Source organism: Litoreibacter janthinus (assembly GCF_900111945.1).
Classification (GTDB): Bacteria; Pseudomonadota; Alphaproteobacteria; order Rhodobacterales; family Rhodobacteraceae; genus Litoreibacter; species Litoreibacter janthinus.
The window spans coordinates 2,435,311-2,461,404 of sequence record NZ_FOYO01000001.1; the positions used below are offsets into that span (position 1 = coordinate 2,435,311).

At 58.2% G+C, this 26,094-nt stretch carries 23 protein-coding genes and 1 tRNA gene; 9 read left to right on the forward strand and 15 right to left on the reverse strand.

Translation table 11 applies throughout. The annotated features are described in order from the left end of the window. Positions 1 to 27: 27 nt before the first annotated feature. Positions 28 to 1,431 (reverse strand): glutamate--tRNA ligase, encoded by a 1,404-nt coding sequence (gltX, locus tag BM352_RS12210; RefSeq protein WP_090220227.1) that lies wholly within the window; start codon positions 1,429 to 1,431, stop codon positions 28 to 30. 103 nt (positions 1,432 to 1,534) lie between these two features. Between gltX and BM352_RS12215 the strand changes: the two genes are divergently transcribed. Continuing rightward, positions 1,535 to 3,655, forward strand: coding sequence for a ComEC/Rec2 family competence protein (locus tag BM352_RS12215; RefSeq protein WP_090217182.1), 2,121 nt, complete (start codon positions 1,535 to 1,537; stop codon positions 3,653 to 3,655). Here BM352_RS12215 and lexA read toward each other — a convergent pair. The 6 genes from lexA to BM352_RS12245 form a co-directional block, all read right to left on the reverse strand. After that, a complete protein-coding gene (gene lexA, locus BM352_RS12220) occupies positions 3,649 to 4,335 on the reverse strand; it encodes a transcriptional repressor LexA (protein ID WP_090217184.1) in 687 nt (228 codons plus the stop codon). The genes BM352_RS12215 and lexA overlap by 7 nt on opposite strands. 82 nt (positions 4,336 to 4,417) lie before the next feature. Next, complete coding sequence (locus tag BM352_RS12225) at positions 4,418 to 5,590, reverse strand: molybdopterin molybdotransferase MoeA (protein ID WP_090217186.1); 1,173 nt, start codon at positions 5,588 to 5,590, stop codon at positions 4,418 to 4,420. Then, on the reverse strand, positions 5,587 to 6,069 hold the full coding sequence (gene moaC / locus BM352_RS12230; RefSeq protein ID WP_090217187.1) for a cyclic pyranopterin monophosphate synthase MoaC: 483 nt from the start codon (positions 6,067 to 6,069) through the stop codon (positions 5,587 to 5,589). Before moaC ends, BM352_RS12225 begins: the two co-directional genes overlap by 4 nt. Next, on the reverse strand, positions 6,070 to 6,885 hold the full coding sequence (trpC, locus tag BM352_RS12235) for an indole-3-glycerol phosphate synthase TrpC (RefSeq protein WP_090217189.1): 816 nt from the start codon (positions 6,883 to 6,885) through the stop codon (positions 6,070 to 6,072). Continuing rightward, a complete protein-coding gene (gene trpD / locus BM352_RS12240; RefSeq protein ID WP_090217191.1) occupies positions 6,882 to 7,901 on the reverse strand; it encodes an anthranilate phosphoribosyltransferase in 1,020 nt (339 codons plus the stop codon). The genes trpC and trpD overlap by 4 nt, the downstream gene beginning before the upstream one ends. Then, positions 7,898 to 8,491 (reverse strand): anthranilate synthase component II, encoded by a 594-nt coding sequence (locus BM352_RS12245; protein ID WP_090217193.1) that lies wholly within the window; start codon positions 8,489 to 8,491, stop codon positions 7,898 to 7,900. Before BM352_RS12245 ends, trpD begins: the two co-directional genes overlap by 4 nt. Positions 8,492 to 8,674: 183 nt before the next feature. Between BM352_RS12245 and BM352_RS12250 the strand changes: the two genes are divergently transcribed. Beyond that, positions 8,675 to 10,225 (forward strand): divergent polysaccharide deacetylase family protein, encoded by a 1,551-nt coding sequence (locus tag BM352_RS12250; protein WP_175500674.1) that lies wholly within the window; start codon positions 8,675 to 8,677, stop codon positions 10,223 to 10,225. Positions 10,226 to 10,243: 18 nt separating this feature from the next. Here BM352_RS12250 and trpE read toward each other — a convergent pair whose 3' ends face one another. The 6 genes from trpE to fabI form a co-directional block, all read right to left on the reverse strand. Next, positions 10,244 to 11,755 carry an anthranilate synthase component I gene (gene trpE, locus BM352_RS12255; protein ID WP_090217196.1) on the reverse strand — a complete coding sequence of 504 codons (1,512 nt, stop codon included), beginning with the start codon at positions 11,753 to 11,755 and terminating at the stop codon, positions 10,244 to 10,246. A gap of 3 nt (positions 11,756 to 11,758) precedes the next feature. After that, positions 11,759 to 13,615 carry a peptidylprolyl isomerase gene (locus tag BM352_RS12260; RefSeq protein WP_090217198.1) on the reverse strand — a complete coding sequence of 619 codons (1,857 nt, stop codon included), beginning with the start codon at positions 13,613 to 13,615 and terminating at the stop codon, positions 11,759 to 11,761. Positions 13,616 to 13,682: 67 nt separating this feature from the next. Next, positions 13,683 to 14,855, reverse strand: a complete 1,173-nt coding sequence (locus BM352_RS12265) for an aminotransferase (protein WP_090217200.1) — start codon at positions 14,853 to 14,855, stop codon at positions 13,683 to 13,685. Between the two features lie 38 nt (positions 14,856 to 14,893). Beyond that, complete coding sequence (gene gpt, locus BM352_RS12270) at positions 14,894 to 15,394, reverse strand: xanthine phosphoribosyltransferase (protein ID WP_090217202.1); 501 nt, start codon at positions 15,392 to 15,394, stop codon at positions 14,894 to 14,896. Between the two features lie 13 nt (positions 15,395 to 15,407). Further along, positions 15,408 to 16,022, reverse strand: a complete 615-nt coding sequence (locus tag BM352_RS12275; protein ID WP_090217204.1) for a LysE family translocator — start codon at positions 16,020 to 16,022, stop codon at positions 15,408 to 15,410. After that, the gene (gene fabI / locus BM352_RS12280; protein WP_090217206.1) at positions 16,019 to 16,822 is read right to left on the reverse strand and encodes an enoyl-ACP reductase FabI; all 804 of its coding nucleotides are present in this window, start codon (positions 16,820 to 16,822) and stop codon (positions 16,019 to 16,021) included. The genes BM352_RS12275 and fabI overlap by 4 nt, the downstream gene beginning before the upstream one ends. 226 nt (positions 16,823 to 17,048) lie before the next feature. Between fabI and pdxH the strand changes: the two genes are divergently transcribed. The 6 genes from pdxH to BM352_RS12310 all read left to right on the forward strand — a co-directional run bounded on the left by pdxH (position 17,049) and on the right by BM352_RS12310 (position 24,111). Next, a complete protein-coding gene (gene pdxH / locus BM352_RS12285; RefSeq protein WP_090217209.1) occupies positions 17,049 to 17,654 on the forward strand; it encodes a pyridoxamine 5'-phosphate oxidase in 606 nt (201 codons plus the stop codon). A 161-nt stretch (positions 17,655 to 17,815) separates the two neighbouring features. After that, entirely contained in the window at positions 17,816 to 18,346 is a 531-nt protein-coding gene (locus tag BM352_RS12290) for a cold-shock protein (RefSeq protein WP_090220229.1), read from the forward strand. Beyond that, positions 18,327 to 18,812 (forward strand): DUF192 domain-containing protein, encoded by a 486-nt coding sequence (locus BM352_RS12295; protein ID WP_090217211.1) that lies wholly within the window; start codon positions 18,327 to 18,329, stop codon positions 18,810 to 18,812. The genes BM352_RS12290 and BM352_RS12295 overlap by 20 nt, the downstream gene beginning before the upstream one ends. A gap of 45 nt (positions 18,813 to 18,857) precedes the next feature. Continuing rightward, a tRNA-Pro gene (locus BM352_RS12300) sits at positions 18,858 to 18,934 on the forward strand. 690 nt (positions 18,935 to 19,624) lie between these two features. Further along, complete coding sequence (locus tag BM352_RS12305; protein WP_090217213.1) at positions 19,625 to 23,314, forward strand: vitamin B12-dependent ribonucleotide reductase; 3,690 nt, start codon at positions 19,625 to 19,627, stop codon at positions 23,312 to 23,314. A 278-nt stretch (positions 23,315 to 23,592) separates the two neighbouring features. Beyond that, positions 23,593 to 24,111, forward strand: coding sequence for a redoxin domain-containing protein (locus BM352_RS12310; RefSeq protein ID WP_090217216.1), 519 nt, complete (start codon positions 23,593 to 23,595; stop codon positions 24,109 to 24,111). 3 nt (positions 24,112 to 24,114) lie between these two features. Here the strand turns inward: BM352_RS12310 and BM352_RS12315 are convergent, their stop codons facing one another. Continuing rightward, a complete protein-coding gene (locus tag BM352_RS12315) occupies positions 24,115 to 24,321 on the reverse strand; it encodes a hypothetical protein (protein ID WP_090217219.1) in 207 nt (68 codons plus the stop codon). Then, entirely contained in the window at positions 24,318 to 25,472 is a 1,155-nt protein-coding gene (locus tag BM352_RS12320) for an aromatic ring-hydroxylating oxygenase subunit alpha (protein WP_090217221.1), read from the reverse strand. The genes BM352_RS12315 and BM352_RS12320 overlap by 4 nt, the downstream gene beginning before the upstream one ends. Before the next feature lie 350 nt (positions 25,473 to 25,822). On the opposite strand from BM352_RS12320, the gene BM352_RS12325 reads away from it, so the two are divergent. Beyond that, positions 25,823 to 26,059, forward strand: coding sequence for an EF-hand domain-containing protein (locus BM352_RS12325; RefSeq protein ID WP_090217224.1), 237 nt, complete (start codon positions 25,823 to 25,825; stop codon positions 26,057 to 26,059). Positions 26,060 to 26,094: the final 35 nt, after the last annotated feature.

Here is a 26,094-nt window from a genome sequence, read left to right on the forward strand (position 1 = left end):
CTCCTCGCCGACCTTCGGCAAGGGCCATTAACTGGCAATCGCAGCCAGCCTTAAAAGCGTCTCATCGCGTCCAATGACCATCATCATGTCAAAGACACTTGGGGAAACTGCCCTGCCCGAAAGGGCAACTCGAAGTGGGCCAGCAAGTCTCCCAAATTTGAGATCCTGCGTCTCAGCAAACTCCATAACAATCTGCTCTAACGCCTCACGGTTCCAGCTAGCAGTTTGCAGGTGCGGCGTCAATTGCGTCAGTATACCACGGGATACCGGATCGAGAATACTTGCTTCCTTTTCGCCCAGCGTGAAGGGTGGTTCATCCAGAACAAACGCGAATTTTGCCAGCAGATCGCCGACGGTTTTATCTGCCACGTCCATCTGATCAAACGCCGCCTCAAACGCCTTCGCCTTTTCCTCGGGCAAGGGGGCATTGCCAGTTGCGGCCAGATAGCTTTGGACGTCGCGCAACATGGTCTCGGAATCACTCATGCCGATCTGATGGCGGTTAATGTTTTCCATTTTCTTAAAATCCAGCCGCGCCGGAGCTTTCCCGATCCCGCTCAGATCAAACCAATCTTTAGCTTGCTCGGTGGTGAAGACTTCGTCGTCACCATGGCTCCAGCCCAGGCGAGCCAGATAGTTGCGCATTCCAGCGGGGGTGTAGCCCATTGCCGCGTATTCCATCACGCCCAAGGCCCCGTGACGTTTCGAAAGTTTCTTGCCATCGGGTCCGTGAATCAGTGGGATATGGGCGAACACGGGCAGGTCCCACCCCATGGCGGTATAAATCATCGACTGACGGGCCGCGTTGGCAAGGTGATCGTCGCCGCGGATCACATGGGTTACGCCCATATCATGGTCGTCAACTACAACAGCCAGCATGTAAACAGGGCTGCCATCAGAACGAAGCAAAACCATGTCATCCAGTGCATCGGCCTTCCACGTTACGCTGCCTTGCACGGCGTCCTGAATGGTGATCTCGCCCTCTTGCGGCGCTTTGATACGGATCACATAAGGCGCGTCTGGGTGATCGGCGTCAGGCACATCGCGCCAAGGCGAGCGGAACAGGGTGGAACGCCCGTCCGCCCGAGCGGCCTCACGGAAACCTTCGATCTCCTCTTGTGTCGAGAAACACTTATAAGCTGTCCCAGCGGCCAGCATCTCACGTGCCACCTCTGCATGACGACTGGCGCTCTCGAATTGACTAGTCGCATCCCCGTCCCAATCAAGGCCCAACCAGCTCAATCCATCCAAAATGGCCTGCGTCGCCTCTGGTGTGTAGCGTGCCCGGTCCGTGTCTTCGATCCGTAGCAGGAACTTTCCACCGCGACCGCGCGCATAGAGCCAATTGAAAAGCGCAGTGCGCGCGCCGCCAATATGCAGGTAACCCGTCGGGGACGGGGCGAAGCGGGTAACCACGGGGGCATCAGTCATGAGGGTTTTAACCTTTTGGAAAGCATGTTCGAGCAGGATATGCGCAAGGGGACAAGGCCAGACAGGCTGACCCATTTGCGCTCAGGTTTAGGCAATCACGGTGATGGAGACAAGGGTAGGCGACGACGGGCAGCCCCCTAAGTCAAACAGGCTTTCCGCCAGTGTCTTGGAAATCTTTGGCCAACAGCAAGGCCACCTGTTCCCATGGGCGCCGGTTTGTGTTGGCGTCGGTATTGGTGCTTACTTTCTTGCCCGGGCCGAGCCGCACTGGACAAGTTTTTTAGGTTTGTTCGTAACACTGGGACTAGTCTGGCTTGCGGCGGCCCGTTTCGGTCGGCATCGGGCTTGCTGGACCTCTGTCGTACTTTGGGCGTTATCGCTGATAGTTGCGGGTGCTGCCGTTGCAAGTTTCCGCAGCCATGCGGTCACCGCACCAGTGTTGGGATATCGCTACTACGGTCCAATCGAGGGGCGTATCGTGGCGATAGACAAATCTGCATCGCAAAAACCACGGTTGACGTTAGATCAAATAAGACTGGCGCGTATGTCACCCGAGAAGACGCCGATACGTGTCCGCATCTCGCTACATGGGCCCGACCTAGGCATTCCGTTCGCAGCTGGCGATGTCGTGATGACAACAGGCCATCTTGGCCCTCCTTCGGGGCCTGTAGAACCGGGTGGCTACGATTTCCAGCGCAGCCTTTGGTTCCAGCAACTTGGCGCGCTTGGCTATACGCGAAACCCTACGCTTCGATCAAAGCCTGCAGACCCCCTGGACACCGGATTATCGTTACGGCTTTATGCCGCGCGCCGGACGCTTGCCGAAGCAATTAAATCCCGCATGGGTGCCCAGGAAGGCCCTTTCGCTGCGGCTATCATAACGGGGGACCGGTCCGATCTGGATCCGACTTTGTTGGAGGCATTGCGGGCATCCAATCTGGCACATCTCTTGGCTATTTCTGGGCTGCATATGGGGCTTTTGACCGGGGCGGTCTTTGCCATTGTCCGGCTCGGGTTGGCGCTAAGCCAGCCGCTGGCGCTTCGACTGCCTGTTCGCAAGATCGCAGCATGTGTCGCGTTATGCGCCGCTTTGGCGTATTTGGGAGTGTCCGGCGCGAATGTCGCCACACAACGCGCGTTTATAATGGTCTCGGTTATGCTGTTGGCCATCTGTGTTGAACGACCGGCGCTGACCCTCCGGGCTGTCGCTATTGCCGCGCTTCTTATTCTTCTCTTAACGCCCGAGGCCCTCGTGACGCCGGGCTTCCAGATGTCATTCGCCGCCACCACCGCACTGGTCGCTGTCTTCGCTTTTCTAAGGGATCGCGCGCTGTTTCTCCGATTGCCGAAATGGGTGTCGGGCGCCGCCTCCCTGCTTGTGTCATCATTCATAGCCGGTGCCGCGACCGCACCCTTTGGTGCCGCACATTTCAACCAGTTCGCCCAGTTTGGTTTGATAGCGAATTTGCTCTCGGTGCCCGTCATGGGCTTCGTCGTCATGCCCGGAGCCTTGCTGGCGGCTGCCCTAATTCCATTGGGTTTGGAGAGCGCGGGCCTGTGGGTGATGCAGCAAGGGCTTGCATGGATTTTGTATGTGGCCGAGTCCGTGTCAGGTTTGGACGGCAGCACTCGGGCAATCGTTGCCCCCGGACCTTGGGTCCTGCCGCTAGTGTCAATCGGTGGTTTGCAGCTTTGTGTGTGGCAAGGGGCAGGGCGGTTATTCGGGTTGGCACCAATCGGTGTCGCCCTGCTTCTTTGGATGCAGGCAGAGCGTCCAGACGTTCTGATCTCGGACAGCGGGCGCTTGGTCGGGGTGATGCAGGACGGGCAGCGCGGGCTGAACAAGCCCAAGGGCGACGGCTTCGCAGCTCAGGTTTGGTTGGAAAATGACGGGGACAGTGCGGGCCAAGCTGACGCAGCACAACGGTCGGGCTATTTGGCGAACAAGCTGCAATTCGATCTGGCAAAGACGAGCATTGTTTTCGATGCGGCCAACCCCGAAAAAATCGATATCGCTGCGCTGTGCGCGGCACATGATCTGGTGGTCGTACCGCGTCTGGAACAAGCCCTGCCTACAGGATGCAAGGGGTGGGCAGCACCGCATTTTCGGCGCGATGGGGCAATTGCCATCTATGTGACGGATCACGGCCTCAGATACGAAAACAGCCGATCGCTGCAGGGCGACCGGCTGTGGGTATCACATCAAAAAGACCGCTCTCAGTAGGATCGGATCAACCCGACCAAACGCCCTTGAACTTTCACCATATTGTCGGGCAGCACACGCGTTTCATAGGCAGAGTTTGCAGGCTCAAGCGCAATAGAAGACCCATGGCGGCGGAACCGCTTCAACGTCGCTTCCTGACCCTCGACAAGCGCCACAACAATATCGCCGTTATTCGCAGTGATCTGCTCGCGGATCACAACAACATCGCCGTCATTGATCCCGGCTTCGATCATCGAGTCGCCTTTGACCTCAAGCGCATAATGATGACCATTGCCCGACAACATCGATCCGGGGACAGCCACGTGGTGCGACACCTCGCTGATCGCTTCGATTGGTGTACCCGCTGCGATACGACCCATCACTGGAAGTTCCAGCGCATGGACCCCTTCCAGCGCCATAGCCTTCGGGTTTGCAGCAGGGCGGTTGCCTTCTATCACGCGCGGCTGAAAGCCGTTGCCTTCCATCGCATCGGGAAGTTTAACGATTTCCAAAGCCCGCGCCTTATGCGCAAGACGTTGAATAAAACCACGCTCTTCCAGAGCCGTGATCAGGCGGTGAATGCCGGATTTAGAGCGCAGGTCCAACGCATCCTTCATTTCGTCAAATGAGGGTGGAACCCCGTCGCGTTGAATGCGGCCGTGAATGAATTTCAACAGGTCCAGCTGTTTCTTTGTCAGCATCGGCTCAGAACTCCCTGATGGCAGCGCATTTTTGCGCTATGTTCTCCGATGTTCTACCGCTGTTCTTGTTTTGTGTCAACGCTTAGAGCCGGATAACCTCAACCATCTCCCCGGCGGCGCGGGCTGGGTCATTGGGCGGGCGCACGATAAGCGCGTTGGCACGGGCCAGCACCGTAAGCAGAGAACTATCCTGTCGTGCAAAGGCTTTGACCGCGTCGCCATCAATTGCAGCGCGCATGTAATGCTCTCGATGGCTGTTGGACTCTAACGGTTCAGAAAGTGTCATCTGGACGCGCCGACGCGCTCCGGCGGTCAAGCCTAGGAAACGGTCCAGAAGCGGGAGGACAAACACCTCGCCACACACCATGGAGGAAACGGGATTGCCCGGCAGGCCAATCATTGCCATCCCGCCGATCCTGCCTGCCATCAAAGGCTTTCCGGGGCGCATAGCAACTTTGTAGAATTCGCGTTCCAGCCCCATCGTTCCCGCCACTTCGGCCACGATATCATGATCGCCGACCGACGCGCCGCCGATGGTCACCAGCAAGTCGGAGCCTGCGGCGAGCGAGAGGGCCATTTCAAGCGATGCTGGCGTATCCTTGGCGATAGGCAGCAAGCGCGTCGCCGCACCCGCGCGCTGGAACAGAGCGGCAAGGCCAAGGGAATTGGAAGCAATGATCTGGTCATCGCGCGGGGTTTCCCCGGGGCTGACAAGTTCGTCACCTGTTGCAATGATTGCGACGACAGGGCGGCGGCGGACAGGCACCCGCGGCACATTCATCGAAGCCAACAGGGCCACATCGAATGAGGTCAGCCTTCGCGGCGCGCTCAGCACATCGCCGATCTTGAAATCACCTCCGGCAGGGCGGACATGATGGCCGCCATCAAGATCACCTTTGAGGGTTATCTTGTCGCCTTCGCGCGTTACGTCTTCCTGAATAATCACGCGAACGCCGCCTTCGGGCAAAGGCGCGCCAGTAAATATCCTCACCGCTTGGCCAGCGCTGACCAAGCCCTCAAATCGGTGTCCTGCAGCAGCCTCTCCAATCACAGAAAAGCTGTCTCCCTCGGCAACTTTCTCGGTCGAAACGGCGTAGCCGTCCATTGCGGAGGCCGAGAAGGGAGGTTGGTTGCGGGTGGCAGCGACGTCCTCGGCCAAAACGCGCCCGTCAGCTTCGGACAGCGGCACCATCTCGGCGTCAACCGGTGCGCCCAGCTTCAAAACCTCTGCCAGCGCCTCGGCGACCGAGATCATCCGCGCTTGGCCTCGAACAGTCCCGACTTGCCGCCATCCTTAAGAACGAGGCGTATACCGCTGATCTCCATGGTCTTTTCAGCGGCCTTGACCATATCATATATCGTTAGCGCGGCAGTCGAGACAGCGGTAAGCGCTTCCATTTCCACGCCCGTTTGGCCGGTTGTTTTGACGGTGGCCTCAATTCGAATTCCGGGTAGCGAGGCGTCTGGCGTCATCTCAACCGAGACTTTGGTGATCGGCAAAGGATGGCAAAGCGGGATCAGGTCGGAGCATTTCTTTGCACCCATAATTCCGGCCAATCGCGCGACACCCAGCACATCGCCTTTTTTCGCACGACCTTCGGTGATCAGCGCAAATGTCTCGGGCAGCATTTTGACGCAGCCTTCTGCGACAGCGACGCGCGATGTCACTTTCTTATCGGACACATCGACCATATGCGCATGGCCTTCACCGTCGAAATGGGTCAGTTCGGACACTTACATGCCCCCGGTCATGGGTTTGTCGCTGAGGATATGACGCGTGGCAGCGGCCACGTCGTCTTGGCGCATCAGACTCTCGCCAATCAAGAAACAGCGTGCCCCATAGCGCGCAAGATCGGAAAGATCGGACGGCTCGAACAATCCGCTTTCTGCGACGATCAACTTATCCTCGGGCACTTGGCGGGCCAGCTTGCGGGTCGTGTCGAGCGTGACGTCGAAGGTGTGCAAGTCGCGGTTGTTGATCCCCAAGAGCGGGCTTTTGAGAGTCAGAGCGCGCTCCAGTTCTTCGGCGTTATGCACCTCGACCAGAACATCCATGCCAAGCCGCATAGCCGTGTCTTCCAACTCAAGCGCCAACACGTCGTCGACGGACGCCATTATAATCAGAATGCAATCGGCCCCGAGAACGCGGGACTCGAAAACCTGATAAGGATCATAAAGGAAATCCTTGCGCAGCACCGGCAAATCACAGGCTTCACGCGCCTGCACCAGAAACTCGTCTGCCCCTTGGAAAGAGGGCGTATCGGTCAGCACGCTCAGACAGGTGGCGCCCCCCGCGGCGTAGGCTTTGGCAAGCTCAGGCACATCAAAATCATCGCGGATCACGCCTTTGGACGGGCTGGCCTTTTTGATCTCAGCAATCAGGCCGTAACCGCTGATGGCGGCATCCGCCAGCGCATCGGCAAAACCGCGCGGGGCGGGCGCGTCTGCCGCAGCAGCCTGTAGATCCTCAAGGCTCCGTTCCGCCTTGCGGGCCGCAACCTCTTCAAGCTTGTAAGCTTTGATCTTTTCCAGAACGGTAGGGGTGCTCATACGGCCTCCGAAGTCAGTTTTGCCAAGGCATCCACCTTGGATTTTGCAGCACCACTGTCGATGCTGGCGCGTGCCATGTCCACACCTTCGCGCAAGTTCGCGGCCTTGTCAGCTACGACCAAAGCGGCGGCAGAATTCAACAACACGGCGTCGCGATAGGCAGACGGCTCACCGTTCAGCAGCGCGCGAAACGCGACGGCATTTTCTTGAGGCGATCCGCCCAAAATATCTTCAAACGGATGTGGTGTCAGGCCTGCATCTTCCGGAGCGATCTCTATGTCGCGCACGGTGCCGTTTTCAAGAACGGCCACTTTCGACGGGGCAGAGATTGCCAGCTCGTCCGTGCCATCGCCCCCATGCACCAGCCATGCCTTTTCGGATCCAAGCGCCAACAAAGTCTCGGCCATCGGGCGGATCAGATCAGCGGAAAACGCGCCGGTGAGCTGTCTCTTCACTCCGGCAGGGTTGGTCAGTGGCCCGAGAATATTGAAAATTGTCCGTGTGCCCAACTCGGTACGGGTCGGCATCACATGGGCAATGGCGGGGTGGTGCATCGGGGCCATCATGAAGCCGATCCCGATTTCGGAGATTGCCCGCGTCACCACGTCCGCGCCGACCATGACGTTGATCCCCATGGCGCCCAAAGCATCCGCCGCGCCGGATTTCGAAGACAGATTTCGGTTGCCATGCTTGGCCACAACGACACCAGCTCCCGCTACCACGAAGGCCGTCGCTGTCGAGATGTTGAGCGTCCCTTTGCCGTCACCACCGGTGCCGACAATGTCCATCGCACCTTCGGGAGCAATGACGGGGTGACACTTGGCCCTCATCACGGCGGCGGCGGCAGCGTATTCCTCCACCGTCTCGCCACGGGTGCGCAAGGCCATCAGCAGACCGCCAATCTGGCTGGGTGTTGCGCGACCTTCGAACAGGGCCTTGAAGGCCACCTCCGCCTCAGCGCGGGTCAGGGGACGGTCGGCGGCGATCCCGATGAGCGGTTTTAGATCATCGCTCATGCCGCAATCCCTGCTTTGCTAGGCAAAATATCAAGAAAGTTCTGCAGCATCTGATGACCATGCTGCGACGCAATGCTTTCAGGGTGGAACTGAACCCCGTGAATCGGCAACTCGCGATGCTGCAGGCCCATGATGGTGCCGTCCTCCAGCTCTGCAGTGACTTCAAGCACATCGGGCAGGGTGGCGCGGTCAACGACCAAGGAATGGTAACGGGTGGCGTCGAACGGCGAGGGCAGATCTTTGAAGACACTTTTGCCCTCGTGAATGAAATGCCCCATTTTGCCGTGCACGATCTCGCTGTGGCGCACGACCTTGCCGCCAAAGGCTTCGCCAATCGTTTGATGCCCAAGACACACGCCAAATAGGGGCGTCCGCGTTTCGGCCGCCGCAGCCGTCAGGGCCAGACAAATGCCCGCGTCAGACGGTGTTTTGGGGCCAGGGCTTAGAACGATCCCTTGCGGGTTCAGCGCCATTGCTGCCTGGACGTCAATTGCGTCGTTGCGGACAACCTTCATCTCAGCGCCGAGTTCGCCGAAAAAATGCACAAGATTGTACGTGAAACTGTCGTAATTATCGATCAATAGCAGCATCATCTTACCCTTTGCTCGGAAAGGGCTTTCCACCGCCTTCCGTGTCGCGGTATAAATGCCCAGAGCTACGCGTCGGGGTCAAGGCCGCTTATCCGGTCCCCATGAAGAACGAGGGCGTCAATGTCCCGAATGGCTGTGCGTAAGCTGCGGTGAACGGCACAAGAGCGGGCGAGGATCAAGATGATGGTCAAAGGAATAAGCACAGGATTGGTGTCTGGCGGACTGGTGGGCGTGGTGGTGATGTCCATCCTGTCGCTTTATGCGCCATTGCCGCAGGACAAGATCGACGCGGCACCGAAGCTGGCTGTCGAAACCCAGTCCTCCGATGCGGTTTCCCCGGAGCAAACGCAAAGCAGCGCGGCACCGCTTGCCACCGAAACCCCAGTTGTGCCCGCCTCCACCGAAAGCGGCGTCACAGAAGCGCCCGTGGCCGCGGATAGCACAGCCCCTGAGACACAAACCGACGAGGTCACTCAACCTCAGCAAGATGCGCCCGTGGTTCAGCCCTCGGTTCCGCAACTTGACTCAAGCAGCACCACGCAATCCGAGAGCCCGACGGCCGAGATTGCGACCTCCGACGCGACGCTCGTGCGTCCTGTGCCGGGCGCGCCTGCTGTTCCGGCCCAAAACAATGACGAAATCATAATTGCGCGGGCGGACCCAACACCAGAGCCTGTCACGCAAGTCGAAGCGGGCGTGCAAGCCCCCACCGCAGACAGTTCACCAAGCGTGACGGATAGCACTGATGCGGGTTCTGCAACCGTGCTGCCATCGCAATTGCCACAACCGACAGTCGTCGGGACTGAGCAACCCGCGGTCACAAACGAAGCGCCAGCACGCACCAGCACGTTGCCAACCATCGGGGCCACTGCTGAGGACGCGCCGCTTGAAGTTGCAGCCGCTGACACACCGATAACCCTACCGCAGGTTGATTCCGGAGTCGTGACCAACCGTCTTCCCAGTGTCGGCGGCGGCGGCGCAAGCTCTTTGGTCCAGCGTGCCCCCGTCGAGGCGGCACCTGAACCAGTCGCCGCACAACCTCCCGCGGATTTGGGAGCGTTGCGCAACTTCCGTGCTCCGGTTGCCGGGATCGAAGGAAAGTCCTTGTTCGGTGTGATCCTCATCGACAGCGGCGAAGATGGCATTCCGCGCGAAGACCTTATGAAGCTCTCCGTGCCGGTGACGATCGCCATTGACCCGACCCAGCCTGACGCCGCGCAGATTATGGAATCCTATCGCGCCGCAGGTATTGAGGTCGTGGCAATTGCAAACGAATTGCCGACTGCGTCTGCTCCCGGGGATGTAGCTGTTGCGGTTGAGGCTTATTTCAACATTCTAAACCAAGCGGTCGGTCTGATGGACCCGTTGGACGGACGCATCCAGTCGAACCGCACGCTGCTCCAGCCTGTCCTAGGGGCCATTCGCAATTCCGGCCACGGGCTGATCACCTATGATCGTGGTCTCAACACCGCTCAACAGGCCGCACGCCGGGAGGATATCCCTGCCGCAACAGTTTTCCGGGTTCTAGACGCCGATCGGGAAGAAAGCCCCAAGATCAAACGCTACCTTGATCGCGCAGCGTTTAACGCCAACCGCGACGGGGCGGTGGTCGTTGTCGGACGCAGCTATTCCGAAACGGTAAAAGCTATCGTTGAATGGGTGCTTGAGAAAAAAGAAGCAGGCGTCGCGATGGTGCCGGTTTCTGCGGTGATGTTAGCGGACGAAACCTCGTAAGGTCACGTTCATAGAGTATCAGCCGTTCCCACCACGCAAGAAGAGTCCTGCCTCTTTGGCAGCCATACGCAACGCCTTCGATTTGTTAACGGTCTCTTCGAACTCGTCATCCGGGTCGCTGTCATAGACCACGCCGCCGCCTGCTTGTACGTAAAGCTTTTCGTCTTTGACGATGCCCGTCCGCAGCGCAATGCAGATATCCATGTCGCCATTGGCCGAGAAATACCCGCAGCCGCCCCCGTAGATGCCACGCTTTTCAGGCTCTAGCTCGTCGATGATTTCCATCGCACGCACTTTTGGCGCGCCAGAGACGGTGCCCGCAGGCAGCCCGGACAGCAGCGCTGACAACGCGTCTTGATCCTCTGCCAACTCTCCCGTGACGTTCGAGACGATGTGCATCACATGGCTATACCGCTCGATAATGAATTTCTCGGTCGGGGTCACCGTGCCGATTTTGGAGACTTTGCCCGTATCATTGCGCCCGAGGTCGAGGAGCATCAGATGCTCCGCACATTCTTTCGGGTCCGCTAACAAATCGGCCTCCAGCGCGCGGTCTTCCTCAGGGGTCGCTCCGCGCGGGCGGGTGCCTGCGATCGGTCGAATAGTTACTTCGCGCCCGAACACCCGCACCAGAATCTCGGGGCTGGCCCCAACGATCTGGAATCCACCCATGTTGAAATAGAACATAAAGGGGGATGGGTTGGTGCGCCGCAACGCACGGTAAAGCGAGAAGGGCGGCAGCGGGAAATCCTGCGTCCAGCGCTGTGACGGGACGACCTGAAAGATGTCGCCCGCGCGGATGTATTCTTTGGCCTTCTCGACGGCTTCGAGATAGCCGCTACGGCTGAAATTCGACACGGGTTCCGCCACTTCGGTTTCTTCGCCAAAGTCACGTGCATCTGTGGGCACCGCACGGTCAAGATCACGCACGGCGTCCATCACGCGCTCTGCCGCTTGTGCATAGGCGGCGCGCGCAGTCAGACCGGGTGCGGCCCACGCGGGGCTGACGACGATCACTTCGCCCTTGACCCCGTCCAACACCACCACCACGGAAGGGCGTTGCATCACCGCATCGGGCAAGCCGAGCGGATCGGGGTTCACATCAGGCAAATGTTCGACCAGTCGGATCATGTCGTAGCCCAGATAGCCAAACAATCCCGCTGAGGCTGCCGGCAACCCTTCTGGTAAATCAATCCGGCTTTCAGCCAGAACCTCACGCAATGCCGTCAGCGGGTCGCTTTCGCAGGGCTCAAACGCCTCGCGGTCAAAGCGGGCAGAGCGGTTCAATTCGCTCGTCTCGCCCCGACAGCGCCAGATCAGATCCGGTTTCATGCCGATGATCGAATACCGTCCGCGGACCTCGCCACCCGTCACAGATTCCAGCACAAAGCTGTCCGGCTGCGCAGCGGTCAGTTTCAGCATCAGCGAAACCGGGGTGTCCAGATCGGCCGCGAGGCGTGTGTAGACAACTTGGTTCTCGCCCGCGTCAAACCGCGCTGCGAATTCATCATATGCAGGGAAGAGCGCCATGGCTTAGCGGATACTTGCGTTAACGGCGTTCACGGCGACCTGATCAAGAGTTAGGCCATGGCGCGCTTGCACCGCTTGACCATAAAGCTCGAACACGTCGGCTGCCAGACCTGCGCTGCCTTGCTGGCTAAGCTGCGCCAAGAAATTCTGGGCTTCCTCAGCGTCCATATCCGCAGGGGAGATGTCGAGGAGTTCCACGATCAAAGCGCCGTCTGCGGTCGGGATCAACGCGGTCTCCGACGCTTTTTCCAGATCGAAAGCCGTGATGAGAAGGGCTGGCGATACGTCCTCTATGAAGTCCGTGCGACCGCGATCTGTCTCGGTCCGACCCGAAAGCCCAAGGGCCTCCATAGCGGTGCCTGCATCCAGCTGCGCTTTCAGGGTTTCACCCAATTCGCTCAGCCGACGCTTGGTTTCGGCGGCATCCCAAGCTGCTGCAACATCGTCGCGAATATTGGCCAGCGGGGGCAGTTCGGGTGGCACGATCTCGTCCAATCGCGCGGCAAAGATGCCTCCGTCAGAGAGTTCGCGCGCCTCGGGGAAGTCGCCCTCGTTCAGGCGTTCGGCTTCTTCACGGAAGTTGTCATAGCCGGCGATACCGTCAGTTGCAGCGGCAGAGTAGTCGATCTGGCCGAATTCCAGTTCTGTATCTTTGCCCAATTCTTCCAGCGTAGCGCCACCGGCCAAAAGGTCTTCGACTTCGCCCAGCTTGTCGAGCACGGCGCGGCGTGCTTGATCTGCGGCGGCTTCAGCGACCAACTCGTCACGCACGTCTTCGAACGGGGTCTCGTGTGCTTCAAGTACAGCGTTCACACGGTAAAGGGCAGGGCCAAGGGACGTTTCGACCGGATCGGTGATCCCGGGTTCCGTCAGCGCAAAAACAGCGTCGGCAATCGGGGTGTCCAGATCATCGCGAGATACTTCGCCTTGATCGACGTCTTCCAGCGTCAGCCCGCGATCTGTTACCAAATCATCAAAGCTGGTTTCGCCCGCGTCAATGGCGGCTTTGGCCGCAGTCGCAGCCTCGACATCAGCAAATCCCAAACGCTCGACGATGCGGCGCTCCGGCTGGTTGAGCTCGCCGGAGCGTTCTTCATAAAGCGCGACCAACTCGTCCTCGTTTGGCGTAATGCCGTCAACAAGCATGTCTGGCGTAAGCCAAGCATAGCTGATCTTGCGAATTTCAGGTGTTTCGAATTGGGTGCCATTCTCGTCATAGAATGTTTGCAATTGCGCATCCGTGGGCGTTGCATTTGGGCCCGCCAAAAGCTCTTCGCTCAACTCGGCCCAACGGAAGGAGCGGCGCTGGCCCAAGAACCCGTAGAGCGTTTCTGCATATGCATCGTTCAGGGTCAAACCGCCCGTTACGGACTGTTGAAGAAGCTGTCGCGCGGCGGTGCTGCGAAGATCATCCTCAAAATCGGCGGGGCGCAAGCTGCTGCGTTCCAAAGCGAATTCATAGGTGTCCCGATCAAAAGTGCCGCTTGGGCCTTGGAAGGCAGGGACCTGCTGCAACTGGCTCAGCACTTCGGCGTCGCCAACAGACAGTCCCATCACACGGGCTTCTTCGGTCAGGGCAGTGGTCGCGGCCAGACGTTCGCGGACGCGCAGGTCCAAGCCTTCTTGAAGCGCGGTCTGCATAGAGACGGGTTGCCCGCGTCGGCGCGCTTCGAAATCGATCTCTTGCTGAAGGCCACGTTGGTATTCCGCGACAGTGATTGGTGTTTCGCCGACGCTGCCAATGGACGAAATATTTCCGCCCAGACCACCAGCCCCAAAGCCCGCAAGCCCCGCAACCAACAGGAGCAAAATGACCCACACCGCGATGCGCGACGCGCTAGATTTGCCTGACTTGGCCATGTCTCACCTTCCCAGAAGAAAACCAGTTGGAACCTGTTAGACCGTTGCCCTCAGGGGGGCAAGCCAGTCAGAGGGATTCCATACGCTCAAAAAGCTCCGCAATACCTGCGGCGTCGATATTGGCAAACGCAATGCGTAGCGACTTCGCACCTGACGGATCGCCCTCCGGCATGAACATCGTCCCTGGCAGGCAGAGCACGCTGATCTCTTTCACCATGCGTTGGGCCAGCTTGTCGGACGGCTCGTCAAACGGATGCGTCATGTAGGCAAAATAGGCTCCGTTCCCCTGCAGCGTCCATCCTTTTCCGGCGAGCCTTGGGAAATGGGCCTCGATCGCGGCTCGGCGCGTCAAAATCTCGGCACGCTGTTCGGCAAGCCACGGGCCAAGGTTCTGCATCCCCCAAAGCGCGGCGCGCTGGCCTAGCTGGTTCGGGCAAATGGTAACCGTATCGAGAAACTTCTCGGCCTCGGCCAGTTGCGCCTCGGATGCGACCATCGCCCCGACGCGGTGACCCGTCAGCCGGTAGGCTTTGGAAAAGGAGTAGAGGTGGATGAGCGTCTGCTCCCAATCAGGACGCGTGAACAGGTCATGCGGCGCGCCAGTTCGACTGTCGAAATCGCGATAGGTCTCATCAACAATCAGCGCGATGCCACGGGACTGGCATAGATCAAAAAACGCACCAACCAGTTCGGACGGGTATTCCACGCCGCCCGGATTGTTTGGCGTTACCAACGTGATAGCGCGCGTTTTTGAGGTGATCAGAGCCGCTGCATCCGACACCGAAGGCAAAAGCCCGTCACCCGCTTTGAGCGCCACCGAGGTGATGCCCCCCATGTCGAGCCACATCTTATGATTGAAATACCAAGGCGTCGGGACGATGACCTCGTCACCCGCCGCACAAAGCGTCGAAATCATTGAAGCAAATGCCTGATTGCATCCAGACGTAATGGCCACTTGAGACCCCGAGATCGCGCCACCGTAGGCCGCGCTCCATTGGTCAGCAACTTCGGTCCGTAATTCAGGCAGGCCTAGAACCGGCCCGTAAAGATGCGTCGCGTCGTCTCCCAACACAAACTGCGCCATAGCTTCGCGCAATGGCGCAGGGGGCGGATCCACTGGCGCAGCTTGCGAGACGTTGATCAGCGGGCGGTCTTTGGGAAAATCGACGCCATCAATCCATCGCCGCGCCTCCATCACTGGAGGAGGGAACGTCGCGGCCATGTTCGGATTCAATCGCATGAGGTATTCTTTTCTAACAAGGCGTTGCGGGGCGAAGCTTATTCGCCGCGATAGGGCTTCACGTATTGCATCGCCATATCCCACGGGAAGAAAATCCACGTGTCTTGCGACACTTCGGTAATAAACGTGTCGACCTGCGCGCGGCCCTTCGGCTTGGCATACACCGTGGCGAAATGCGCGTTGGGGTAGAGCGCGCGGACAATCTCGAGCGTCTTGCCACTGTCAACGAGATCATCGATGATCAGGATACCTGTGCCGTCCCCCATCAAGGCGTCATCCGGCTTCTTTAGAACGCTGGCCTCGGATTGGGTCTGGTTGTCGTAGGATTTGACGGAAATCGTATCCACCGTGCGGATATCCAGCTCGCGGGCCGCAATCATTGCAGGGGCCATGCCGCCACGTGTGATGGCGACGACCGCGCGCCACGCCCCGTTGTCAGGGCCATGCCCGTCCAGTCGCCACGCCAAGGCGCGGCTGTCGCGGTGGATTTGATCCCAGCTGATGTGAAAGCCTTTTTCGTGGGGCAGGCGGTCGGTCATTGGTCAAGTTCCCTCAGGTGATGGCAATTTTAGCGCCGAGAACGGCAATCAGACCGCCAAAGCTGCGATCCAGTTTTGATTTGAAGCGGCCGTAAGCTGTGCGGGCGCGGGGCAGCGAGAAGACGCGCGCCACAAACATATACCACGCAGTTTCGACCCAGAAGATATTGAACAAGACAAAAAGCTTGTCCGCCAAGGAGGCCTCAACCGGCACCAATCCGACGAAAACGGCACCGAAAAACACGGCTGGCTTGGGATTGGCGAGCATTGCGATCAGACCCAGCCAAACCGCCCCGAACACAGACCGTGGCGTGGTGCCTTCGGCGATAACGGGCAAAGGCTCGGAGGCGTGTTGCCACATCTTCCATGCGATATAGATCAGGAACAATCCGCCCACGACTTTCAGCGTGGTGAACAGGGCAGGGACCACCTCAAACAACAAAGACAAACCAAGCAAGGCAGCCGCCGCCCACAGTGTCGCAGCCAGGCCGAACCCGACAGCAAGCCCCATGGCGGTTCGTAGACCTTCGGAGGCGGCGGACCGGACGCTCAACACGAAAGACGGCCCCGGCGAGATCGCCGCAAGCAAATGAATAAGGGCGACGCTAACGAAGCCCGCTAAGGTCATTTCTCGATGTCCGGCGCGTCCACGGCCTTCATGCCGACGACGTGATAGCCGGCGTCGACATGCAGCACTTCACCGGTCACAGCGGAACCTAGATCGGACAGCAGATACAAAGCGGATTTGCCGACTTCTTCTTGCGTGACTGTCCGGCGCAGCGGCGCGTTATATTCGTTCCACTTCATAATATAGCGGAAGTCGCCGATGCCAGATGCCGCCAGCGTCTTGATCGTACCAGCCGAGATGGCGTTAACACGAATGTTATCTTTGCCAAGATCCTCGGCCAGATATTTCACCGACGCTTCCAGTGCAGCCTTTGCCACGCCCATCACATTATAATGTGGCATGACCTTTTCTGCGCCGTAATAGGTGAGCGTGAGCAAGGATCCGCCGTCATTCATCATCTTTTCGGCGCGCTGCGCAACCGCTGTGAAGGAGTAGACAGAGATATCCATTGTCATGCGGAAGTTGTCGGACGAGGTGTCTACATAGCGACCGCGAAGTTCGTCTTTGTTGGAGAATCCGATAGCGTGCACCACGAAATCAAGTGAGCCCCAGTCCTCTTCAAGCGTTTTAAACAAGGCATCTATCGACTCGCCATTGCTTACATCGCACGGCAGCACATGCTTCGCGCCAATGCTGTCGGCGAGGGGTCGGACACGCTTCAAAAGCGCATCGCCCTGATAGGAAAAGGCAATTTCCGCGCCTTGGTCGGCGCAAGCCTTTGCAATACCCCAAGCGATGGACTTGTCGTTCGCCACCCCCATGATCAGCCCGCGCTTGCCTGCCATCAATCCATTTGACATGTTGTCCCCCAACGCCTGTTCTTGTTGTGTTTAAGTCGGTTTAGGCGAAACTCGAAGCTGCATCAAGCAACCCTTGTAATCGCGTCGTCTGCGCTACCTGCAACGATGTGGACGGTTCCAGACTATCGTTTTTGTCCACTTGGTCAAAATTCAAGACGCCGCGTCATGGTTGAGCCCTACGGCCAGCCTCGTTATAGGCGCAGTTAGAAATGGTGGGACATGACTAATGACGGATAGGTCCGGAAAATTCGCGGGGGACGACCCGTTTCAGATCATTCGCGACTGGATGGATGAAGCGGTGCAGACCGAACCAAACGACCCGAACGCGATCGCCATCGCGACGGTCGATCGCGACGGGTTACCAAATGTGCGAATGGTTCTGCTCAAAGATGTCGAGGATGACGCCTTCGTTTTCTACACGAATTACGAAAGTGCGAAAGCTGCGGAGCTAGATCATGCGGGCAAAGCGGCGTTTGTCATGCATTGGAAATCCTTGAGGCGCCAAGTACGTGTTCGTGGTATAGTCACCCGAGAAGATGGGGCGCAGGCGGATGACTACTATAAGTCCCGCTCGCTCAAGAGCCGTTTGGGAGCATGGGCATCCAAGCAATCGCAACCGCTTTCATCGCGTGGTGCCTTGATGGCAGAGGTGGCGAAAGTGACTGCTGCAAAGGGTCTAAATCCGGATCGCCCGCCATTCTGGGGCGGATATCGGATCAGACCTGTAGAGATCGAATTTTGGGCCGACGGCGCGGCACGACTTCACGACAGATTCCGCTGGTCGCGCACGGAGCCACACGGACCTTGGACAATAACGCGTCTTAGTCCGTAAGCATGCAAGAATTAAGAAGAATTGACGTACACGTAAACAGTTGAGGGCAGGAAACCCTTACCTATCTTGAAACCTCACAATGTGAGAACGTGGAGGCCAGCATTAGTTGGGGGTACTCCATGGGTAGTCTTGGAGGCGTCGCTAAGTTCGACGCAGTTTGGATGACACAGAATAGCGAAGTAGCCGACGCAAGTAAGTTTGTGGTCGGTCATGTTAAATGGTTTGACGCGGTGAAGGGCTTTGGCTTTGTCGTAGCGGAAGAGGGTGGCCCTGACATTTTGCTCCATGCAAATGTTTTGCGGAACTTCGGTCAGGGATCCGTTGCAGATGGCAGTCAGGTTGAACTGCGGGTCCATGAGACCGACCGGGGCCTACAGGCGGTCGAGGTCCTATCGCTCACCCCTCCCGTTTTGGACGGAAGTGAAGCTGGCCCAATCTTGGCCGCAGAGGATTTGTCTGACGTCGAAATGATCCCTGCTCGGGTGAAATGGTTTGACAAGGGCAAGGGCTTCGGATTTGCCAATGCCTATGGTTCAAGTGATGACATCTTTCTTCACGTCGAAGTCCTGCGTCGCTGCGGGCTTGCGGATCTTCTTGCGGGCGAGGCTGTTTGCCTTCGCGTCGTCGATGGGGAACGCGGTCAAATGGCGGCTGAGGTTCACTCTTGGGACTATGCTGTCTCGAATTCGTGACTCGATAATTTCGGCAGTCTTTCTGACAGGCTTCGCCGCTGGCGGAGCCTTCGCTGATTCTTGCACGCCAAACCGTGTGAACATCAAAGGTGAGTTTGGGTCGATCTCTTTTCGTGTCGAGATCGCAGATGACTTTCAAGAACGCGCCACTGGTCTTATGAACCGCGACAGCCTTCCGATGCTTTCGGGGATGCTCTTTGTTTATGAGCGCCCACAGCCTTTGGCGTTCTGGATGCGCAACACGCTGATTCCGCTTGATATGATATTCGTTGAACCGACGGGCAAGGTCGCCAAGATCCACGCGAATGCCGTCCCGCTAGACGAAACTGCCATTTCTGGCGGGGACGGACTCACCCATGTTCTTGAAATCGGCGGTGGGTTGGCTGCCAAATTCGGGATTTCCGAAGGTGATATCCTTCAACATTCCAGCTTTAATCAAAATGAAGCGCTTTGGCCCTGCGGTTAGGGCTTTTCAAACCCGTCGAAGGTGGTTAGGAAACCCTCAGATTGTCGGGGCGTGGCGCAGCCTGGTAGCGCACCTGTTTTGGGTACAGGGGGTCGGAGGTTCGAATCCTCTCGCCCCGACCATCTAAATCACCGCATGGCGGTACTTTCCCTTAGTGTTAACTTCTCCATACCGCGTGCGCAGAGGCGTTGCTGCGGATAACCCGCGTCCGAGCCTGCTTCACGACGGTGGCTGCCGATCGCCCCCCGATTCTGTGACGATGAAAGCTAACGCTGCGTAAGGCGTGGCATTTCAGCGATAGTTTCGCCCGCCCCACATATAGATGCTAAATCTTTGTGCGTCCCCCATATATGGGGTTGGTGGGGCAGGTCGCGCCTGATCATCTGTGGATAAGCCTGTGGATAGTTCACCCAAAACCCTAGCTTGCGGCGATAACCCGCCAATTTGCTTTGGTTTTTCGCAACAGGGTCCCCTGTGCACTGTTTTGACCTGCCTTTTAGTAAGAATCGGAGCGCATCACGCGGTCCGGCGGTCAACAGATTTTTGTGCCTGAATGTGGTAAAAATTCCGTTGACCGCACGGGCCTACATACGTCAGGTTGTGCAGGCCGACACACAAGCCACCACATATAGTGGCACGTGGCGGCGACGGGACGGGGCAACACTCCACATAGACGCATCATCAAAGGTGCTCCCTCTTGCTGAGGCAAGGGGCCAATGAGTTTGTCCCTGAACACAACCACGACCCGCATGAGGCAGGTCTGACATAAATAGCTCGCGCAGTGTATTGCGCATGGGATCGGGGAAAGACGAATGAAGATCGACCGCAAACTCACGAAAGCCGGACAAGACGCCTACGCAGCATTGGAGTTTACCTCCACGACGTCCGAGATTCGCAACCCCGACGGTACGATCGTTTTCAAACTCGACAGCGTAGAAATTCCTGCAGGTTGGAGCCAAGTCGCCTCCGACGTCATCGCACAGAAATATTTCCGCAAAGCCGGCGTCCCTGCGGCGACCAAGCGCGTCAAGGAAAAGGGCATCCCAGAGTTTCTGTGGAGGTCCGTCCCAGACGAAGCTGCGCTGAAGAAACTTCCAGAAGATCAACGCTTTGTTGGCGAGACCTCGTCCAAGCAGGTGTTTGACCGCTTGGCAGGCGCATGGTGCTATTGGGGCTGGAAAGGTGGTTACTTCACCACCGAGGGCGACGCCCAAGCCTACTACGACGAAATGCGCGTCATGCTGGCCAAACAGATGGCTGCTCCGAACTCTCCACAATGGTTTAACACCGGCCTGCACTGGGCCTATGGCATCGACGGTCCGGCCCAAGGCCACCACTATGTCGACTACAAAACCGGTGTCCTGACCAAATCCACATCTTCTTATGAGCATCCGCAGCCACATGCTTGCTTCATCCAGTCCGTGTCTGACGATCTGGTGAACGAAGGCGGGATCATGGACCTGTGGGTTCGTGAAGCGCGACTGTTCAAATACGGCTCCGGCACCGGCACCAACTTCTCTTCCCTGCGCGCAGAAGGTGAGAAGTTGTCCGGCGGCGGCAAATCCTCCGGTCTGATGGGCTTCCTGAAAATCGGTGACCGTGCTGCAGGGGCGATTAAATCCGGCGGCACAACGCGCCGCGCAGCCAAGATGGTCATCGTCGATGCGGATCACCCCGATATCGAAGAGTTCATCAACTGGAAGGTTCTTGAAGAGCAAAAAGTGGCCTCCATTGTTGCTGGCTCCAAAATGCACGAGCAGAAGCTCAACGTGATTTTCCAAGCCATCAAAGGCTGGGATGGCAAACTGGAAGACGCAGTTGATCCCAAAACCAATGTGCAGTTGAAAGACGCGATCCGCGACGCCAAAAAGGTTGCGATCCCCGAGACTTATGTGAAACGCGTGTTGGATTATGCGCGTCAGGGCTACACCTCGATCGAGTTCCCGACATATGACACCGACTGGGATTCTGAAGCCTACAACTCTGTATCCGGGCAGAACTCCAACAACTCCATCCGCGTCACCGATGCCTTCCTGAAGGCCGTCGAAGCAGACGCTGACTGGGACCTGATCAACCGCAAAGACGGCAAAGTTTCCAAAACCATCAAAGCCCGCGACCTGTGGGAACAAGTCGGCCACGCCGCATGGGCCTGCGCCGATCCGGGCATCCAATACCACGACACCGTCAACGCCTGGCACACATGCCCAGAAGACGGCGAAATCCGCGGCTCCAACCCATGTTCCGAATACATGTTCTTGGATGACACGGCCTGTAACCTCGCCTCCATGAACCTGCTGACCTACCAAAAGGATCAGAAGTTCGACGCAGAGCTTTACATGCACGCCAGCCGCCTGTGGACGCTGACACTGGAAATCTCGGTCACTATGGCGCAGTTCCCGTCGAAGGAAATCGCGCAGCGCTCTTACGACTTCCGCACCTTGGGTCTGGGTTACGCGAATATCGGCGGTCTGCTGATGAACATGGGTTACGGATACGACAGCAAAGAGGGCCGCGCGATGTGTGGTGCCCTGACGGCGCTGATGACCGGTGTGGCTTATGCGACCTCTGCCGAGATCGCCAAAGAGCTAGGTCCGTTCCCGGGCTACGCGAAAAACTCCGAGCATATGCTCAAAGTAATCCGCAACCACCGTAACGCGGCCCACGGCAATGACGAAGGCTACGAAAAGCTGGACATCAAGCCACTGGCGCTGGACCACGCGAACTGCCCTGACCAAGACCTTGTAAACCTTGCCATGGCGGCATGGGACGAAGCGTTGGAGCTGGGCGAGAAGCACGGCTACCGCAACGCACAATCCACTGTGATCGCGCCAACCGGCACTATCGGTCTGGTTATGGACTGCGACACCACCGGAATTGAGCCTGACTTCGCCCTTGTGAAGTTCAAGAAACTGGCCGGCGGCGGGTACTTCAAGATCATCAACCGCGGCGTCCCGGGTGCTCTGGAAAACCTTGGCTATGCCAGCAACCAGATCGAAGAGATCGTTTCCTACGCTGTAGGCCACGGCACGATCGGGAACGCTCCTGGCATCAACCATACCGCACTTGTGGGTCATGGCTTCGGTGAAGCTGAGCTCGCCAAGATCGAGGCTGCACTGCCAAGCGCCTTCGACATCCGCTTCGTGTTCAACCAGTGGACCTTGGGCGAAGAGTTCTGCACCGGCACTTTAGGCATCCCAGCGGCTGAGCTGAACAACCCCAGCTTCGACATGCTGCGTCACCTCGGCTTCACCAAAGAGCAGATCGAGCACGCGAATGACCATGTCTGCGGCACCATGACATTGGAAGGTGCGCCGCACCTGAAGGAAGAGCACTACTCCGTGTTCGACTGCGCCAACCCATGCGGCAAGAAGGGCAAGCGCTTCCTGTCCGTGGACAGCCACATCTACATGATGGCAGCGGCTCAGTCCTTCATCTCCGGCGCGATCTCCAAGACGATCAACATGCCGAACGATGCAAATATCGAGGACTGCCAGAAAGCCTACGAGTTGTCTTGGTCCTTGGGCATCAAGGCCAACGCGCTCTACCGTGACGGCTCCAAACTGTCGCAACCTCTGGCCGCAGCACTCGTTGAAGACGACGACGAAGCCGCAGAGATCCTTGAAAGCGGCTCTAACCACGAAAAAGCCACCGTGCTTGCCGAGAAGGTGATCGAGAAAATCATCATCCGCGAAGTCGAAAAAGCCACCGCACGCACCAAAATGCCAGAGCGCCGCAAGGGTTACACCCAAAAGGCCGTCGTCGGCGGGCACAAGGTTTACCTGCGCACCGGCGAATACCAAGACGGGCAACTGGGCGAAATCTTCATCGACATGCACAAAGAAGGTGCAGGCTTCCGAGCCATGATGAACAACTTCGCCATCGCGGTCTCCGTGGGTCTGCAATACGGCGTGCCGCTGGAGGAGTTCGTGGACGCGTTCACATTCACCAAGTTCGAGCCCGCAGGTATGGTCCAAGGCAACGACAGCATCAAGAACGCCACGTCGATCCTTGACTACATCTTCCGCGAGTTGGCCGTGTCCTATCTGGACCGTACCGATCTGGCGCATGTGAAGCCAACCGGCGCAACGTTCGACGATATCGGTCGGGGCGAGAACGAGAACCTGCAGAACATCGACGATCTGTCGGAAAGTGCCGCGTCCAAATCGCTAGAAGTGCTGAAGCAGATCAGCTCCACCGGGTATCTGCGCAAGCGCGTGCCACAAGAGTTGAAAGTGCTGCAGGGCGGTATGGGCATGGGCCACGCAACATTGGGGGCCACGGCGCTTGATGCTGCGACCGATCCAGTCGCAGCGCTGCAAACGCTGGTGCCGGAAGTCACAACAGCACTTGCTTCGGGTGCGATGTCTTTGGACGCACGGACCAAGGCAAAGATGCAAGGCTACGAAGGCGAAGCCTGCGGCGAGTGCGGCAACTACACACTCGTGCGCAACGGCACCTGCATGAAGTGCAACACCTGCGGCGGGACATCCGGCTGTAGCTAAACAAAATACCGGCGCTGCTCCTGCGGAGCGGCGTCCGGGTTCCGGGGCGGGTGCGCTCGCCCCTGACGCAGATCAGGCCGCAGGCAAAAAAACTTGAGCGGTATAATTACGAGCCTGATCAGTGAACCTCGGGCCCTTCTTCGGAAGGGCCCTTTTTCTTTTTGGAGGGGCGGTGGGAGACGTCCCTCACGCGTGTGAGCCGGAATCGCGGACTGTCGGTTGATCGCACCCACAAACCCTGCCAAGGTTTGAGTGAATCCCCAAATAAGGTCTGTCTCATGCCCACACCAAAACCAGTCCCAGGCGCGATCCTGAGTAGAATGTCGTTTCCAAAACTCGGGGGCGGGGAGCTGAGCATTGGCGGCACCTCCGAGAACTGGACGCTGTTCATCGTCTACCGCGGCAAGCACTGCCCGCGCTGTAAAAAATACCTCAATATTCTCAACGATATGCGTGACAAGTGGGCGGACGCAGGCTTCGATATTTGCGTGGTGTCCGCCGATACGGAAGCGAAGGCAAAAGCCGACCAAGTAGAATTCGGATGGGGTTTTGATCTCGGATATGGCCTGACTGAAGAGCAAATGGGGACACTTGGTCTCTACGTGACCGAGCCACTCTCCGACGCGGAAACCAATCGCCGTTTTGCTGAACCCGGCGTGTTTGTTATCCGCCCAGATGGGAGCCAGTTGCTTTTGGCGATCTCTAACGGCCCGTCGGCCCGCCCGGATCTTGCCGAGTTGCTGGATGGGATGATCTTTACCAAAGTGAACGACCGCCCGCCGCGCGGCACCGTTTAAGCCTCACAGCCGACCCTGAGCCCGTAGACGTGCCGCAAGTCCGTCCGCGCGTGCGTCGCCTGCCTCTAGCGCAAAGATATACGCGTGGGTCAGATAGAACCCTTGCGCCACGTCTTTCGCCGCTTCATCTGCGGCGCGCGTGTAAAGTGTGATCAACGCGTCCACATCGCCTGCCGCGTGGGCCGCAAGCAACTGCGCATCAAGGCTCACTGGGCCGCGACGGCGTGGCTTTGCCGGTAATCCAAGATCCGCTGAGCCACCCAAGCGTGGAAACAGTGGGTCGGACCATCCATCGCGGGGCTAAACCGCCCGCCGTCAAAGCCTGCGCCGTAACGGCCGCGTTGCATCCCTTCGACGACGAAGATGTCTTCCTCGAACACCTCCTTCCAAAGCGCGGTGTTTTTCTGGCGCATTTCGTCATCCACCTTGGGGGCCGCGTAGTAGATATGGACGTGTTCAGTAGTTTCGTTGATCGCTTTTGGCTCTAGGATGATCGCGTAGCCGTGGTCACGTTGCGCCGCGAGCAGGACGTTCGGGTAGACGGTGATATATTCGGCCCCTTCGTCCCATTTGGCGCTCAGCCCCGCAAAGTCGGGGAAGCGTTTGCCGCTTTCACCTTCGAACTGACGATAGACCAGCGTGCCCTGACCAGAATACTTGTCAGGCACATCGATATTGTAGTGATCTTCCAGCCGCGAATAGCTGTTCAGGCCGGGATGGACCCATGGCAGGTGGTAGCTTTCGCAATAGTTCTCAACTGCCAGTTTATAGTTGCTCTTCACCTTCAGCTCGAACTTGCTGTCGCCGCCGCCGTGATACATCGGCTGGTCGAACTCGGCCCAGCGGGCGATCAGCTCTGCATGGACTTCCTCGAAAGGAGCGGCCGCGCCGGAGATGTTGATGAACACCACATCACGCCAGATATGCGAGCGTATCTCGATCAGGCCCATGGTGGCGTTGTCCAACGCCTCATGCGTGTTCATGCCCGGGCCGCCGACATGAGGCGTCGCCACCAGCTTGCCTTTGGTCGAATAGCACCACGAGTGATAGGGGCACCGGATCGCGCCCTCGATCTTGCGTGGTTCCTCGACCAAAATCATCCCGCGGTGGCGGCAGGTGTTCTGAAATACGCGCACATCGCCATCTTTGTCTCGGATCAACAGCAAAGGCAGGCCTAGAAACTCCAGCGGCTTGGCGTCGCCATTCTCGGGCACATCTGCGCCAACGGCCAACCCTGCCCATGTTGCATGCAGAACCGCAGCGGTTTCTTCGACGAAGGTCGCGTCGTCAATGTAATGGGCGTTTGGTAGCCCCCGAGCTTGCTCGATCGGGGCAATGACAGCGGTGAGTTCAGTGGACATAGCGGCCTCCCAACAAAGTTAGTGGGCAAATCCTCCCAGATTCGGGACAACTTCACTTGTATCACTGCGACACAGAACGCCTCACCGCGACGCGTGAACCGCATCCCGCCGAAACGAACGCGCGCCATAGGAACGTTCCTGCCGATGAAGCTAGGTGGCCCTTTGCTCGGCAACCCTATGCCTGCCCAACACAGTTGAACTGGCATTGATTGGCCCGTTTTGGGCGACTTGTGGCAGGCCTCTCCCACGCGAGTGCAATCAGGTGCATCTCTAATCCCGAGACCACCGCATCAGGTGGCTCGGCCCAGAAGGACGGGCCTTATTTGAAACGACTTTACGGAGAGAGTTCTATGAAAACCGCTCTTATTGCACTGACCACCGCAACCTTGATGGGCACTATGGCATCCGCCGCAGTGGCTGATCTGGACAGCGACGGCGACGGCGTCGTGTCCTTCACCGAAATGCTGGCTGTTTATCCAACTCTGACTGAAGAGGGGTTCAGCGCAGTCGACACCAATGGCGACGGCGTTGTTGATGAAGAGGAGCTGACTGCAGCCACCGAAGGCGGCCTGATCCCAGAAGCGTAACCCCATTCGCCTCGCGCCGGCCAGCACCTAAGCGC

Coding starts and splice junctions, on each gene's coding strand:
- gpt (WP_090217202.1), bottom strand. CDS start 15,394: ATGACCGACCGCCTGCCCCACGAAAAAGGCTTTCACATCAGCTGGGAT.
- trpD (WP_090217191.1), bottom strand. CDS start 7,901: ATGAGCGATGATCTAAAACCGCTCATCGGGATCGCCGCCGACCGTCCC.
- BM352_RS12245 (WP_090217193.1), bottom strand. CDS start 8,491: ATGCTGCTATTGATCGATAATTACGACAGTTTCACGTACAATCTTGTG.
- gltX (WP_090220227.1), bottom strand. CDS start 1,431: ATGACTGATGCCCCCGTGGTTACCCGCTTCGCCCCGTCCCCGACGGGT.
- BM352_RS12320 (WP_090217221.1), bottom strand. CDS start 25,472: ATGTCCACTGAACTCACCGCTGTCATTGCCCCGATCGAGCAAGCTCGG.
- BM352_RS12305 (WP_090217213.1), top strand. CDS start 19,625: ATGAAGATCGACCGCAAACTCACGAAAGCCGGACAAGACGCCTACGCA.
- BM352_RS12265 (WP_090217200.1), bottom strand. CDS start 14,855: ATGCGATTGAATCCGAACATGGCCGCGACGTTCCCTCCTCCAGTGATG.
- BM352_RS12225 (WP_090217186.1), bottom strand. CDS start 5,590: ATGATCTCGGTCGCCGAGGCGCTGGCAGAGGTTTTGAAGCTGGGCGCA.
- trpC (WP_090217189.1), bottom strand. CDS start 6,885: ATGAGCACCCCTACCGTTCTGGAAAAGATCAAAGCTTACAAGCTTGAA.
- BM352_RS12275 (WP_090217204.1), bottom strand. CDS start 16,022: ATGACCTTAGCGGGCTTCGTTAGCGTCGCCCTTATTCATTTGCTTGCG.
- BM352_RS12215 (WP_090217182.1), top strand. CDS start 1,535: ATGGAGACAAGGGTAGGCGACGACGGGCAGCCCCCTAAGTCAAACAGG.
- pdxH (WP_090217209.1), top strand. CDS start 17,049: ATGACGGATAGGTCCGGAAAATTCGCGGGGGACGACCCGTTTCAGATC.
- BM352_RS12310 (WP_090217216.1), top strand. CDS start 23,593: ATGCCCACACCAAAACCAGTCCCAGGCGCGATCCTGAGTAGAATGTCG.
- BM352_RS12290 (WP_090220229.1), top strand. CDS start 17,816: ATGACACAGAATAGCGAAGTAGCCGACGCAAGTAAGTTTGTGGTCGGT.
- BM352_RS12325 (WP_090217224.1), top strand. CDS start 25,823: ATGAAAACCGCTCTTATTGCACTGACCACCGCAACCTTGATGGGCACT.
- fabI (WP_090217206.1), bottom strand. CDS start 16,822: ATGTCAAATGGATTGATGGCAGGCAAGCGCGGGCTGATCATGGGGGTG.
- BM352_RS12250 (WP_175500674.1), top strand. CDS start 8,675: ATGGTCAAAGGAATAAGCACAGGATTGGTGTCTGGCGGACTGGTGGGC.
- trpE (WP_090217196.1), bottom strand. CDS start 11,755: ATGGCGCTCTTCCCTGCATATGATGAATTCGCAGCGCGGTTTGACGCG.
- BM352_RS12295 (WP_090217211.1), top strand. CDS start 18,327: ATGCTGTCTCGAATTCGTGACTCGATAATTTCGGCAGTCTTTCTGACA.
- BM352_RS12260 (WP_090217198.1), bottom strand. CDS start 13,615: ATGGCCAAGTCAGGCAAATCTAGCGCGTCGCGCATCGCGGTGTGGGTC.
- lexA (WP_090217184.1), bottom strand. CDS start 4,335: ATGCTGACAAAGAAACAGCTGGACCTGTTGAAATTCATTCACGGCCGC.